Source organism: Variovorax sp. Soil_C_26 (assembly GCF_057657075.1).
The window spans coordinates 101,229-114,107 of sequence record NZ_JBDGJC010000002.1; the positions used below are offsets into that span (position 1 = coordinate 101,229).

Genomic DNA, 12,879 nt, shown 5'->3' on the forward strand with positions numbered 1-12,879 from the left:
ATGAGTTTCAGGAAGAACGTGGCTGCGGCCGCCGTGTTGTGCGCCCTGGGCGCCGTCAGCCTGGTCGCCAGTGCGCAGACCATCCGGATCGCCAACCAGGGAGACGCGCTTTCGCTCGATCCGCATTCGCTCAACGAGTCGCTGCAGCTCAGCGTGACGGCCAACGCCTACGAAACCCTCGTGGGCCGCAACAAGGACTTGAGCCTGGCGCCGCTGCTCGCCACCAGCTGGAAGCAGAGTTCGCCGACGGTCTGGCGCTTCGAACTGCGCAAGGGCGTGCAGTTCCATGACGGCACGCCGTTCACCGCCGACGACGTGGTGTTCAGCATCGCGCGCGGCAAGGGCGAAGGCTCCGACATGAAGGCCTCGCTGTCCGACATCAAGGAAGTGCGCAAGGTCGACGCGCACACCGTCGAGATCGAGACCACCGGCCCGCAGCCGATCCTGCCCGACGCGCTCACCACGTTCTCGATCATGAGCAAGAAGTGGTGCGAGGAGAACAAGGCGGTCCAGCCGGTCGACCGCCGCAAGGGCATCGAGAACGCCGCCTCGTTCAAGGCCAACGGCACCGGCCCGTACCGCGTGCGCGAGCGGCAGCCCAACGTGCGCACGGTGTTCGAGCGCAATGCCAAGTACTGGGGCAAGATCGAAGGCAACGTCCAGGAAGTGATCTTCACGCCGATCGCCAATCCGTCCACGCGCGTGGCCGCTCTGGTCTCGGGCGAGGTCGACGTGATGGAGCCGGTGCCGCTGCAGGACATCGGCCGCATCAACGCGAGCCCGAACTCGCGCGTGATCGTCGGGCCCGAACTGCGCACCATCTTCCTGGGCATGGACCAGAAGCGCGACGAGCTGCTCTATTCGAACGTCAAGGGCAAGAACCCGTTCAAGGACAAGCGCGTGCGCCAGGCCTTCTACCAGGCCATCGACATCGCCGGCATCCAGCGCACCGTGATGCGCGGCGCCTCGCGGCCCACCGCGCTGATGATCGGGCCCGGCATCAACGGCTGGACCGAGGACCAGGACAAGCGGATGCCCTACGACGTCGAGGCGGCCAAGAAGCTGATGGCCGAGGCGGGCTATCCGCAGGGCTTCGAAGTCACGATGAACTGCCCCAACGACCGCTACGTCAACGACGGCCAGATATGCCAGGCAGTGGCCGCCAACCTGGCGCGCATCAACGTGAAAATCAATCTCGCGGCCGAGACCAAGGGAACCTATTTCCCGAAGATCCTGCGGCGCGACACGAGCTTCTACATGCTCGGATGGACCCCGACCACCTACGACGCGCACAACGCGCTCGCTTCGCTGATGTTCTGCCCCGACGACAAGGGCGCAGGGCAGTTCAACCTGGGTGCGTACTGCAGCCCGCAATTGGACGGGCTGACCAAGCAGATCCTGTCGGAAATCGACAAGGGCAAGCGCAACGACTTGATCAAGCAGGCCTTCAAGGTTCATTCCGACGACATCGGCCACCTGCCGCTGCACCAGCAGTCGCTGGCCTGGGGCTTGAGCAAGAAGGTCGAGCTGGTGCAGCTCGCCGACAATTTCATGTTCTTCAAGTGGATGAGCATCAAGCCCTGAGCGGGCATCTGAGCGCCCCGGTGGCCTGACCCCATGGGCCCGCTTCTTGCGGGCCCATTCCTTTTGCTTCCCACGATGTTAAAAAAAACGCTTGTCCGCTGGCTCGACAGTGATGTCGGCCACAGCTTCCGCACCTCGCCGGTGGCGATCGGCGCGGCACTGATTGCACTGGTGTGCGTGTTCTGCGCCGCATTCGCCGGCTGGGTGTCACCGCACAATCCCTTCGACCTTGCCGTGCTCGAGCTCAGTGATGCCCGGCTGCCGCCGGCCTGGGTGGCCGAGGGTTCGAGCAAGTACCTGCTCGGCACCGACGACCAGGGGCGCGACATCCTGTCGGCGGTGATCTACGGCGCGCGCATTTCGCTCATCGTCGGCGTCGTCTCGGTGGTGATTTCGATGGTCGTCGGCGTGGTGCTCGGTCTGGCGGCCGGCTTCTTCGGCGGCTGGCTCGACAGCTTCCTCATGCGCCTGTGCGACGTGATGCTCTCGTTCCCGCCGATCCTGGTCGCCCTGTTGATCGCCGGCGTGGGCCGTGCGCTGTTTCCGAACGCGCACGAGTCGCTGGCTTTCGGCGTGCTCATCATCTCCATCGCGCTGACCGGCTGGGTGCAGTACGCACGCACCGTGCGCGGCTCCACGATGGTCGAGCGCAACAAGGAATACGTACAGGCCGCCCGCGTGACCGGCGTGGCGCCGTTGCGCATCATGCTGCGCCATGTGCTGCCCAACGTGATGGGGCCGGTGATGGTGCTCGCGACGATCCAGGTGGCGACCGCGATCATCACCGAGGCGACCCTGTCGTTCCTCGGCGTCGGCGTGCCGCCGACGTCGCCCTCGCTCGGCACGCTGATCAACATCGGCAACCAGTACCTGTTCTCGGGCGAATGGTGGATCACGGTGTTTCCGGGGGCGATGCTGGTGCTGATCGCACTCAGCGTGAACCTGCTCGGCGACTGGCTGCGCGACGCGCTCAATCCGCGCCTGCGCTGACACAGACAAGGAAGGACACCATGACACTGCTCCAGGTCAAAGACCTCGTGGTCGAGTTTCCGCACCGCCGCGGCACATTGCGCGCGATCGACGGCATTTCCTTCGACATCGCGCCCGGCGAGATCCTCGGCGTGGTCGGCGAGTCGGGCGCCGGCAAGTCGCTCACGGGCGCGGCCATCATCGGGCTGCTCGAGCCACCCGGCCGCGTGGCCGGAGGGGAGATCGTGCTCGAAGGGCAGCGCATCGACAACCTCGGCTTCGATGCGATGCGGCCGATCCGCGGCCGCAAGATCGGCGCGATCTTCCAGGATCCGCTGACTTCGCTGAACCCGCTCTACAGCGTCGGGCGGCAACTGATCGAGACCATCCGCACCCACCTGCCGGTGACCGAGGCCGAGGCGCGGCGCCGTGCCATCGGCCTGTTGCAGGACACCGGCATTCCGGCCGCCGAGCAGCGCATCGATCATTTTCCGCACCAGTTCTCGGGCGGCATGCGTCAACGCGTCGTGATCGCGCTCGCGCTCGCGGCCGAGCCCAAGCTGATCGTGGCCGACGAGCCCACCACGGCGCTCGATGTGTCGATCCAGGCGCAGATCATCCAGCTGCTCAAGCGCGTCTGCAGGGACCGCGGCGCGGCCGTGATGCTGATCACGCACGACATGGGCGTGATCGCCGAAACCTGCGACCGCGTGGCGGTGATGTATGCAGGCCGCATCGCCGAGATCGGTCCGGTGCACGAGGTCATCCACCAGCCGGCGCATCCCTACACCTCGGGCCTCATGGCCTCGATCCCGGACATGGCGAGCGACCGCGAGCGGCTCAATCAGATCGACGGCGCCATGCCGCGGCTCAATGCCATTCCCGAGGGCTGCGCCTACAACCCGCGCTGCCCGCGCACTTTCGCGCGCTGCCTCTCGGAGCGGCCCGCGCTCATGCATGCGGGCGCCACGCGGGCCGCATGCTGGCTGCACGATGCCACCGATCCGCACCGCGGCCAAGCCGAACTGGCCGCCCGCCACCACGATGCGGAACTGGCCGGCGAACGCGCCGTGCCCGATGCCGCAGCGCCACTCGACGAGGTGAGCCGATGAGCACCGCTACGCTTCCCGCGGCCGACGACAAGAGCCGCGACACCGCAGGCAGCGAGCCGTTCGTCGTCGCGCACGACCTGGCCCGCACCTTCGACGTGTCGCCGCCCTGGCTCAACCGCGTGCTCGAGCGCAAGCCGCGCGTGCTGCTGCATGCGGTGGACGGCGTGAGCTTTTCGATCGAGCGCGGCAAGACACTCGCGCTGGTCGGCGAATCCGGCTGCGGCAAGAGCACCGTGGCGCGCCTATTGGTAGGTCTGTATGCGCCCACGCGCGGCGGCTTCCGCTTCGACGGGCAGGATGCGCATGCCGCGTTCAAGACCCCCGAAGGCCGTACGCTGCGCAGACGCATCCAGATGATCTTCCAGGACCCCTACGCGAGCCTCAACCCGCGCTGGATCGTCGAGGACATCATCGGCGAGCCGCTGCGCGAGCACGGCATCCTGAGCGACAAGGCCGAGCTGCGCGCGCGCGTGGGCGAACTGCTCCAGTCGGTCGGCCTTTCGCCACTCGACGGCGTGAAGTACCCGCACCAGTTCTCGGGCGGCCAGCGCCAGCGCATCTCGATCGCGCGCGCGCTGGCGACCGAGCCCGAGTTCCTGGTGTGCGACGAGCCGACCTCCGCGCTCGACGTCAGCGTGCAGGCGCAGGTGCTCAACATCATGAAGGACCTGCAGCGCCAGCGCGGCCTGACCTATCTGTTCATCTCGCACAACCTCGCGGTGGTGCGGCATGTGGCGGACCAGGTCGGCGTGATGTACCTGGGCCGGCTGGTCGAGGTGGCCGACAAGCGCAAGCTCTTCGCCGAGCCGCAGCATCCCTACACGCGCATGCTGCTCGACGCGATCCCGCAGATGAAGCACACGGGGCGTGCCCGCACGCCGGTGCAGGGCGAAGTGCCGAACCCGCTGAACCCGCCCACGGGCTGCGCCTTCCACCCGCGCTGCCCCAACGCCAATGCCCGCTGTTCGGCAGAGCGCCCGGCGCTGCTGGAGATCAACGGCGTGAAGGTCGCCTGCCACGCCGTGGAAGAGGGGCGGATCTGAGAGCCTGTCTGAGGGGCTATTGCTCCTCACTCCACGAGAAGCCGTCGCGCGCGATCATCGCGCTCGAGGCGCTCGGCCCCCACGTGCCGGCCGCATAGGGGCGCGGCACGCCGTCCGAAGCCCAGCTGTCGATCAGCGGCTCGACCCAGCGCCAGGCTTCTTCCTGCTCGTCGCTGCGCACGAACAGGTTCAGCCGGCCGTCGATCACGTCGAGCAGAAGCCGTTCGTAGGCGCCCACGCGCTCCGAGCCGAAGCGTTTGTCGAAGTCGAGGTCGAGCTGCACCGGCGCCAGTTGCGTGGCGCTCTGGTGGCCGTTGCCGCGCCGGTTGTCCTGCGCCTGCGCGAGCATGTGCAGTTCCAGTCCGTCGCGCGGCTGCAGGTTGATGACCAGCTTGTTCACCGCGCCGGCCGGCGCGCGGTAGATCGCATGCGGCGTGGGACGGAAGTTGACCTCGATACGCGCGTCGCGCGAGGCCAGCCGCTTGCCGGTGCGGATGTAGAGCGGCACGCCGGCCCACCGCCAGTTGGCGATCTCGGTGCGCAGCGCGACGAAGGTCTCGGTGCGGCTTTCGGGGTCGACGCCGGGTTCGTCCTTGTAGCCCTGCACGCGCTCGCCGTAGGCCGTGCCGGCGGTGTATTGCCCGCGGATCGCGTGCAGTCCCAGCGTCTCGGGCGTCCAGGGCTTGAGCGCGCGCAGCACCTTGAGCTTCTCGTCGCGGATCGCGTCGGCATGCGAATTGATCGGCGGCTCCATGCCGATCGCGCAGACCAGCTGCAGCGCGTGGTTCTGCACCATGTCGCGCAAGGCGCCGGTCTGGTCGTAGAAGGCGCCGCGCTTCTCGACGCCCAGGTCTTCCGCGATCGTGATCTGGATGTTGGCGATGTGCTCGCGGCGCCAGATGGGCTCGAACAGTGCGTTGCCGAAGCGCATCGCGAACAGGTTCTGCACCGAGGGCTTGCCCAGGTAGTGGTCGATGCGGAAGACCTGCTTCTCGTCGAGCACCTTGCACACCGCCGCATTTATCGCGCGGTTCGATGCCAGGTCGTGGCCGAGCGGCTTCTCGAGCACCACGCGCGTCGACGGGCCGTTGAGGCCGGCCGCGGCGATCTGCTCGACCACCTGGGTGAAGAGCGCCGGCGCGGTGGCCACGTACATCACGACCGTGTCGGCGTTGCGCTGCTTCAGCAGGTCGGAAAGGCGCGCATAGTCGTCGGGCTTCGAAAGGTCCATGCGCAGGAAGTGCAGCAGCGAGGCGAACTTCTCGAACTCCTCGGCCGACGGGCGCTTGGCGCCCTCCACCGCGTTGAAGCGCGACTGGATCAGTTCGCGGTACTGGTCGTCCGAGAGATCGTCGCGCGCCACGCCGACAATGCGTCCGTCCTTCGGCAGGCTGCCGTGCCTGAAGGCCTGGAACAGCGCGGGCATCAGCTTGCGCCATGCAAGGTCGCCAGTACCGCCGAACAGAACGAGATCGAAGCTCATGGGTCGAATTTCCTTGTGTCTGGATGCAGAGGGGTTCTGTCGTCCACCGAATGGTACTTGTACCGATTCATGAGGCCGGCACGGCGGCTACGCTTCACCATGGCCACGAGGCCTATTTTTGTTTCAGGGCGGCAAGGTTCCGGATGAAGAAGCTTCTTTTCGCAACCGCCTGCATGGCGATGTCGACGGCCTCGGCGCAGGGCTCGGTCGATGTGATCTGCTCGGTGCAGGCCGCCTGGTGCAGCGCGATGGCCACCGCGTATGCGCGCAGCACCGGCACGCACGTCAGGATGTCGCTCAAGGGCCCTGACGACGCGCTGGCCCAGCTGATCGCCGACGGGGACCGCCCCGGCGCCGACCTCTGGTTCGGCGGCGCGGCCAAGGCGCATCTTCAAGCGGCCGCGCAAGGCCTCACGCTTGAATACCGGTCGCCGACGCTCGCGCAGCTACGTCCGTGGGCGCGGCAGCTGGCACAGCAGTCGGGGCACAGGAGCGTGGGCCTCCATGCGGCGCCGCTCGGCATTGGCTACAACCCCGACCTGCTGGCCAGCAAGCAGCTCCCGGTGCCCATGACCTGGGCCGACCTGCTCAGGCCCGCGTACAAGGGCGTGGTCCAGGTGGTCGACCCGGTCCCGGGCGGCCCGGGCGAGGCGATGACCGCCGCGCTGGTCCGGCGCATGGGCGAGGACAAGGCGTTCAATTATCTCAAGGCGCTGCACGGCAGCGTGGCCCGCTACACCCGCTCGGCCGCCGGACCGATGAAGGCCGTCGCGCGCGGCGAGGCCGCCGTGGCCATCGGCTTCGTGCACGACGGCATCGCCGAGAAGATGCAGGGCTTTCCGATCGAAACCGTGGTCCCGGCCGACGGCACCGGTGCCGAGATCGGCGCCATGAGCCTCGTGAAGGGCGCGCGCAACCTCGATGCCGCCACGAAACTCTATGAATGGGCGCTGACGCCTGCCGCGCAGGCGCTGGCCGCAGCCAATGGCCAGTTTCAGGTGCCGAGCAACAGGAACACCCGGCTCGATCCGCGCATCCCCGATGCCGGGAAGATCGTTGCAACAGGCCCATGAAACAATGGCGCCATGAACGTGGTTTTCGATCTTGGCGCCGTGCTCCTGGCTTGGGAGCCCACCCGGCTGGTGCAGACGCATCTTTCCGAGAATGCGCCCAACGAGGCTGCTGCGGCGGCGCTGGGCCGCGCGCTGTTTCAACATGACGACTGGCTGAGCTTCGACTGCGGAACCCGCTCGCTCGACGAAGCCATCGCGCGCATGGCGCCGCGGCTGTCGCTGCCGGGCGAGAAGCTCGACGCGATGCTCGGCACGCTGGGCGAGCGCCTCGAACCGATCGCAGTCACGGTCGAACTGCTCGAGGGGCTCTTCGCCCGCCGCGCGGCGGGGGAGGGGCTCCGGCTCTACTATCTTTCGAACATGCCGGCGCCGTATGCGCGCGCCATCGAGCGCCGACATGCCTTCATGCGGCGTTTCGACGGCGGTGTCTTCTCAGGTGACGTGAAGTTTCTCAAGCCTCACCGCGAGATCTACGAACTGCTCGCGGTGCGCCATGCGCTCGAGCCGGCGCAGACTGTCTTCATCGACGATTCGGCCGCCAACGTCGAAGCGGCGCGCGCCTTCGGCTGGCATGCGATCCATTGCACGCATCCGGCCGCGCTCGGCGCGCAGCTCGCCCGTTACCTGCCGCCTATCGGCCGGTGAGAACGACCTTCGAGGTGTCGAAACCCAGGCTGGCCGCGTAGTCGAGCTCGGCCTGGAGCGCGGCGTCCTCGAGGCGCGGCGCGCGCGAGAGCACCCACAGGTATTCGCGGTCGGGCGTGCCGACCAGCGCCACCTGGTAGTCGCGGTCGAGCTTGAGAATCCAGTAGTCGCCCCAGACCATCGGCAGCCAGCCGAGCCAGGCCGGTGCGAATCGCACCTCGAGCCGGCCGGCGCCGGGCTGGCCCGCCACCGGCACCACGCGCGCGGTTCCCACGGCCTCGTCGAAGTTGCCGTCCGGCCGTACGCAGCGGTTGCGCACCTGCACTGTGCCGTCGGGCTGCGGCGTGTACTCCGCGGTGACGGGACCGCTGCACTCCTTCTGGAAACGGTTCGGCAGGCGTGCCTGTTCGTGCCAGATGCCGGCGTAGCGCTGAAGGTCGACCGGCGCCACCACCTGCAGCGGTGCACGCATGAGCGGCGCGCCATCCGGCGGGCCCGGCAGCTGCGCGCGCGCGGTCCGGCCCGCGCCGAGCGCGAACCATGTGACGACGCCACCCACGACGAAGGCGGTTGCCAGGGTACCGATGGCGCGGCTGGTGCGGCGGTCGTCGAAAGGAGCGCGGCTTTCGGCGGCGGATGCCGCGGAGCGATGACGGAAAGGCATGGGCGAGGCACTCCTGTGTGTTGCGGGTGCAAAAGAAAAGCATGAAGCCGGCGAATGCAAAGGGTAGCCCGGGCCCAGGTGCGCCCGCCGTCAGCGACGGACCACAGCCCGTGTAGGGGAGCGCGGCGCAAAACGCCGACAACCCTGTCGGCGGAAGGCCGATGGAGGGGGGCGGGAACCCGTGCTACGGTATGAATGAAGAAACAAACATCGGCCCCTGCACAACTGCGTGCAGGACTTGTCATCACCCGGACCGGATAATCTTTCGCCATGAACCAACTCGATGCCCTCCGCCAATGGACCACCGTGGTCGCCGACACCGGCGACTTCAAGCAACTCGCCATCTCGAAGCCGCAGGACGCGACCACCAATCCGTCGCTGATCCTCAAGGCGGTGCAGAAGCCCGAGTACCGGCCACTGCTCGACGAGACGGTCGGCAAGCACACGGGCAAGCCGATCGACGAGGTCATCGACCGCCTGCTGGTGCGCTTCGGCACCGAGATCCTCTCGATCATCCCGGGCCGCGTGTCGACCGAGATCGATGCACGACTGTCCTTCGACACGGCCGCCACCGTGGCGCGCGGCGAACGCATCGTGGCGCTCTACAAGGCCGAGGGCATCGACACCGAAAAGCGCCTGCTCATCAAGGTGGCCTCCACCTGGGAAGGCATCCAGGCCGCGCGCGCTCTCGAGCAGAAGGGCATCCGCACCAACTTGACGCTGCTGTTCTCGTTCGCCCAGGCCGTGGCCTGCGCAGAGGCGGGCGTGCAGCTGATCTCGCCCTTCGTGGGCCGCATCTACGACTGGTACAAGAAGTCGGCCGGCAGCCAATGGGACGAGACCGCCAATGCGGGCGCAAACGACCCTGGCGTGAAGTCGGTGCGAGAAATCTTCACGTACTACAAGCAGCATGGCATCAAGACCGAAGTGATGGGCGCGAGCTTCCGCAACGTGGGCCAGATCCGAGCACTGGCCGGCTGCGACCTGCTGACCATCAGCCCCGAACTGCTGGCCGAACTGGCCGCGAGCGACGCGCCGCTTTCGCATGCGCTTGATGCGGGCAAGGCCGCCGCCGAGGCGAAGGTGAAGAAGCTCAGCTACGACGAGGCCGCATTCCGCTTCGCGCTCAATGAGGACGCGATGGCCACCGAGAAGCTCGCAGAAGGCATCCGCGCCTTCGCGGCCGATGCCGTGAAGCTCGAGAAGCTAATGCAGGAAAGCGGCAAGTAAAGATGGCCATGACCTTCCGCTGCGACCGTGCGCCCGCGTGGGCGCAACTCCAGTCCTGCTTCGACACCGCGGGCAAGCAGTTCGATGTGCGCCATGCCTTCGTCGACGACGCCGGGCGCTTCGAGCATTTCAGCCAGCAGGCGCCGCATGTCTTTGCCGACCTGTCGAAGAACCTGATCGACGTGCCCACCGAGGCGCTGCTGCTGCGGCTGGCCGGAGAATGCGGCCTCGAGGCGCACCGCGACGCAATGTTCGCGGGCGAGCACATCAACAGCACCGAAGACCGCGCGGTGCTGCACACGCTACTGCGCGCACCGGTTGGTGCGAACGCGGGAAAGACGGCCGCCGAGCTGCGCGAGGTGCATGCCACGCTCGACGCCATGCTGGCCTATGCCGAGAAGGTGCGCGCGGACCACACCATCACCGACGTGGTCAACATCGGCATTGGCGGCTCCGACCTCGGTCCGCAGATGGCGGTGCTGGCGCTCGCGGAATTCGTGGCGCCCGGCAAGCGGTTCCACTTCGTCTCGAACGTCGACGGCCACGAGCTCGCGGGCGTGCTGCGCGACCTCGCGCCCGAGCACACGCTGTTCCTGATCGCCTCGAAGACCTTCACCACGACCGAGACGATGACGAACGCGCTCTCGGCCAAGCGCTGGTATGCGCAATCGGGCGGCAACGACATTGCCGGCCATTTCGCCGCGCTCACCACCAACGTCGAGGCCGCCAGGCAGTTCGGCATCGAGACCACCTTCGGCTTCTGGGACTGGGTGGGCGGACGCTATTCGCTGTGGTCGGCCATCGGCCTGCCGATCGCGCTCGCCATCGGCGCCGAAGGCTTTCGCCGGCTGCTCGCGGGCGCGCACGCGATGGACGCGCACTTCCGCACCGCGCCGCTCGCGCAGAACCTGCCGGTGCGCCTGGGCCTGCTCGACGTCTGGTACCGCAACTTCCATCGCTTCACGAGCCGCGGCATTGCGCCGTACCACAGCGCGCTGAAGCGCCTGCCGGCCTACCTGCAGCAGCTCGAGATGGAAAGCAACGGCAAGCAGGTCGATGCGACCGGCGCGGCGCTGCCGCCGGGCCTGGGTACCTCGCCCGTGCTCTGGGGCGAGCCGGGCACAAACGGCCAGCATGCCTACTTCCAGATGCTGCACCAGGGCACCGATGTGATCCCGCTCGAATTCGTCGCGGTGCGCGACGCGGCGCACGACCTCGACGGTCACCATCCGAAGCTGCTGGCCAATGCGCTCGCGCAGGCGCAAGCGCTGATGGTCGGCCAGCTCGACGCGGGCGGCCACAAGAACTTTTCGGGCAACCGGCCGAGCACCTTCTTCGTGCTCGAGAAGCTCACGCCCGAATCGCTCGGCGCCTTCCTCGCGATGTACGAGCACCGCGTGTTCACGAGCGGCGCGCTCTGGGGCATCAACAGCTTCGACCAGTGGGGCGTGGAGCTCGGCAAGGTGCTCGCCAAGGACATCGAGCCGCGCCTCGCCTCGGGCGACGTCACGGGCCTCGATGCCTCGACCGCGGGCCTGCTCGAACGGCTGCGGACGTAGACCGTCCGGCCGTCTGCGGCCTTTTGTTTGCGATCTCGCAACCCGCCAAAAGCTGTATTCGCTATTGAATGACGCACCGATATGATCGGCCCCGGGAACTTTCCCGGGGGTCAATCAAGAGGAGTCGTTCAATGGATTTCCAAACAGCCGTCAAGACCTGTTTCGCCAAGTACACCGATTTCAGCGGGCGTGCGTCGCGCTCGGAGTTCTGGTGGTTCATATTGGCCGAGGTGGCCGTGCTCATTGTCGCGAGCCTGATCCACCAGTACGTCTACTTCATTGCGGCATTGGGGTTCCTGCTGCCGGTGCTCGCCGTGGGTGCACGCCGCCTGCATGACATCGGCAAGAGCGGATGGCTCCAGCTGCTGATGATCATTCCGCTCGTCAACCTCGTGCTGATTTATTTCTTCGTGCAGCCGACGCAACCCGAGACCAACGCACACGGCGCGCCGGCGGTCTGAGCACCCACGCACGCATCAAAGGGCCGCGCGAGCGGCCTTTTTGTTTTCTGCCTCAACCCGCACGAGAATCCACGCACATGCGCATTGCACTCACGGGCGAAGCCTTGATCGATTTCACCGCTGGCGAGCCGGGCGCCCTGACCTTCGTAGGCCACGAAGGCGGCTCGCCGCTCAACACGGCCGTGGCCTGTGCGCGCCTGGGCGAGCCGACCGGCTTTCTCACGCAGTTGTCGACGGACCTGTTCGGCGAGCGGCTGGTGGGCTTTCTCGAACGCAACGGCGTGGACACGCGTTTCATCCTGCGCAGCGATGCGCCATCGACACTGGCCTTCGTCGAGCGCATGCCTGAGACCAACCGCTACGCCTTCTACACCCGCGGCAGTGCCGATGCGACCTGGGCGCCCGAGCCGCTGCCACGGCTGCCTGCGGAATGCCGCTTCCTCCACTTCGGTTCGATCGCGCTGCTGCAGGAGCCCGCGGCGACGCGCATCGTGGAACTCGTCACGGCCCACGCCGGGCGTTGCGTGATCGTCTTCGATCCCAACGTGCGGCCGAGCCTGGTTCCCGACATGGCGTTCTACCGCGCGCGCGTCCAAGGCTGGGTCGAGCTGGCCGACATCGTGAAGCTCAGCGACGAGGACGCCGGGCTGCTGGCGCCTGGCCAGTCCATCGATGCACTCGCGGCCCAATGCCTGCAGGCCGGCGCTCGTGCGGTGGTCGTCACGCAGGGCGGGGCCGGTGCCACGCTCTGGCGTACCGGCCATGCGCCGCTTTCCGTGCCGGCACCGCGGGTCGAGGTGGTCGACACCATCGGCGCGGGCGACACCTTCACGGCCGGGCTCTCGGTCGCGCTGCTTGCCGCGGGCGTGGCGCATCCGGCGCAACTCGGCGCGCTGACCGACGGTGCATGGCAAACGGCCATGTGCTTTGCCGCCACGGCTGCGGCGCTCAACTGCGCCCGCGAGGGTGCCGATCCGCCCACCCTCGCGGCCGTCGAGGCGGCGCTCGCGCGGCAGGTAGTCACGGCCGGCACCCTTTTCGAGCGCCCATAAAAAA

General features: G+C 67.4%; 12 protein-coding genes. 10 read left to right on the forward strand and 2 right to left on the reverse strand.

Translation table 11 applies throughout. From position 1 onward, the window contains the following. The 4 genes from AC3A6G_RS05905 to AC3A6G_RS05920 all read left to right on the forward strand — a co-directional run bounded on the left by AC3A6G_RS05905 (position 1) and on the right by AC3A6G_RS05920 (position 4,708). A complete protein-coding gene (locus tag AC3A6G_RS05905) occupies positions 1 to 1,584 on the forward strand; it encodes an ABC transporter substrate-binding protein (RefSeq protein ID WP_487862226.1) in 1,584 nt (527 codons plus the stop codon). Positions 1,585 to 1,659: 75 nt separating this feature from the next. Next, on the forward strand, positions 1,660 to 2,574 hold the full coding sequence (locus AC3A6G_RS05910; protein ID WP_487862225.1) for an ABC transporter permease: 915 nt from the start codon (positions 1,660 to 1,662) through the stop codon (positions 2,572 to 2,574). Positions 2,575 to 2,594: 20 nt separating this feature from the next. Next, the gene (locus tag AC3A6G_RS05915) at positions 2,595 to 3,665 is read left to right on the forward strand and encodes an ABC transporter ATP-binding protein (protein ID WP_487873314.1); all 1,071 of its coding nucleotides are present in this window, start codon (positions 2,595 to 2,597) and stop codon (positions 3,663 to 3,665) included. Next, a complete protein-coding gene (locus AC3A6G_RS05920) occupies positions 3,662 to 4,708 on the forward strand; it encodes an ABC transporter ATP-binding protein (RefSeq protein WP_487873315.1) in 1,047 nt (348 codons plus the stop codon). Before AC3A6G_RS05915 ends, AC3A6G_RS05920 begins: the two co-directional genes overlap by 4 nt. 16 nt (positions 4,709 to 4,724) lie before the next feature. On the opposite strand, the gene zwf is transcribed toward AC3A6G_RS05920, so the two are convergent. Further along, on the reverse strand, positions 4,725 to 6,191 hold the full coding sequence (zwf, locus tag AC3A6G_RS05925; protein ID WP_487862222.1) for a glucose-6-phosphate dehydrogenase: 1,467 nt from the start codon (positions 6,189 to 6,191) through the stop codon (positions 4,725 to 4,727). Between the two features lie 143 nt (positions 6,192 to 6,334). On the opposite strand from zwf, the gene AC3A6G_RS05930 reads away from it, so the two are divergent. Both AC3A6G_RS05930 and AC3A6G_RS05935 read left to right on the forward strand, forming a co-directional pair. Next, complete coding sequence (locus AC3A6G_RS05930; RefSeq protein WP_487873316.1) at positions 6,335 to 7,264, forward strand: extracellular solute-binding protein; 930 nt, start codon at positions 6,335 to 6,337, stop codon at positions 7,262 to 7,264. 12 nt (positions 7,265 to 7,276) lie between these two features. Beyond that, on the forward strand, positions 7,277 to 7,909 hold the full coding sequence (locus AC3A6G_RS05935; protein WP_487873317.1) for an HAD family hydrolase: 633 nt from the start codon (positions 7,277 to 7,279) through the stop codon (positions 7,907 to 7,909). On the opposite strand, the gene AC3A6G_RS05940 is transcribed toward AC3A6G_RS05935, so the two are convergent. Continuing rightward, a complete protein-coding gene (locus tag AC3A6G_RS05940) occupies positions 7,896 to 8,573 on the reverse strand; it encodes a lipocalin family protein (RefSeq protein WP_487873318.1) in 678 nt (225 codons plus the stop codon). The two genes, AC3A6G_RS05935 and AC3A6G_RS05940, sit on opposite strands and share 14 nt — an antisense overlap. 270 nt (positions 8,574 to 8,843) lie before the next feature. On the opposite strand from AC3A6G_RS05940, the gene tal reads away from it, so the two are divergent. From tal to AC3A6G_RS05960, 4 genes are all read left to right on the forward strand, one after another. Beyond that, complete coding sequence (gene tal / locus AC3A6G_RS05945) at positions 8,844 to 9,803, forward strand: transaldolase (RefSeq protein ID WP_487864303.1); 960 nt, start codon at positions 8,844 to 8,846, stop codon at positions 9,801 to 9,803. Between the two features lie 2 nt (positions 9,804 to 9,805). Next, a complete protein-coding gene (pgi, locus tag AC3A6G_RS05950) occupies positions 9,806 to 11,362 on the forward strand; it encodes a glucose-6-phosphate isomerase (protein WP_487864302.1) in 1,557 nt (518 codons plus the stop codon). Positions 11,363 to 11,493: 131 nt separating this feature from the next. Then, positions 11,494 to 11,823: a DUF805 domain-containing protein gene (locus tag AC3A6G_RS05955; protein WP_487862216.1), complete on the forward strand. Its 330-nt coding sequence runs from the start codon at positions 11,494 to 11,496 to the stop codon at positions 11,821 to 11,823. 77 nt (positions 11,824 to 11,900) lie between these two features. Continuing rightward, a complete protein-coding gene (locus AC3A6G_RS05960; protein ID WP_487873319.1) occupies positions 11,901 to 12,875 on the forward strand; it encodes a carbohydrate kinase family protein in 975 nt (324 codons plus the stop codon). Positions 12,876 to 12,879 lie beyond the last annotated feature (4 nt).

Excerpts from the sequence above, each read along its gene's own strand:
- AC3A6G_RS05905 (WP_487862226.1), top strand. The coding sequence starts at position 1 with ATGAGTTTCAGGAAGAACGTGGCTGCGGCCGCCGTGTTGTGCGCCCTG.
- AC3A6G_RS05910 (WP_487862225.1), top strand. The coding sequence starts at position 1,660 with ATGTTAAAAAAAACGCTTGTCCGCTGGCTCGACAGTGATGTCGGCCAC.
- AC3A6G_RS05915 (WP_487873314.1), top strand. The coding sequence starts at position 2,595 with ATGACACTGCTCCAGGTCAAAGACCTCGTGGTCGAGTTTCCGCACCGC.
- AC3A6G_RS05920 (WP_487873315.1), top strand. The coding sequence starts at position 3,662 with ATGAGCACCGCTACGCTTCCCGCGGCCGACGACAAGAGCCGCGACACC.
- zwf (WP_487862222.1), bottom strand. The coding sequence starts at position 6,191 with ATGAGCTTCGATCTCGTTCTGTTCGGCGGTACTGGCGACCTTGCATGG.
- AC3A6G_RS05930 (WP_487873316.1), top strand. The coding sequence starts at position 6,335 with ATGAAGAAGCTTCTTTTCGCAACCGCCTGCATGGCGATGTCGACGGCC.
- AC3A6G_RS05935 (WP_487873317.1), top strand. The coding sequence starts at position 7,277 with ATGAACGTGGTTTTCGATCTTGGCGCCGTGCTCCTGGCTTGGGAGCCC.
- AC3A6G_RS05940 (WP_487873318.1), bottom strand. The coding sequence starts at position 8,573 with ATGCCTTTCCGTCATCGCTCCGCGGCATCCGCCGCCGAAAGCCGCGCT.
- tal (WP_487864303.1), top strand. The coding sequence starts at position 8,844 with ATGAACCAACTCGATGCCCTCCGCCAATGGACCACCGTGGTCGCCGAC.
- pgi (WP_487864302.1), top strand. The coding sequence starts at position 9,806 with ATGGCCATGACCTTCCGCTGCGACCGTGCGCCCGCGTGGGCGCAACTC.
- AC3A6G_RS05955 (WP_487862216.1), top strand. The coding sequence starts at position 11,494 with ATGGATTTCCAAACAGCCGTCAAGACCTGTTTCGCCAAGTACACCGAT.
- AC3A6G_RS05960 (WP_487873319.1), top strand. The coding sequence starts at position 11,901 with ATGCGCATTGCACTCACGGGCGAAGCCTTGATCGATTTCACCGCTGGC.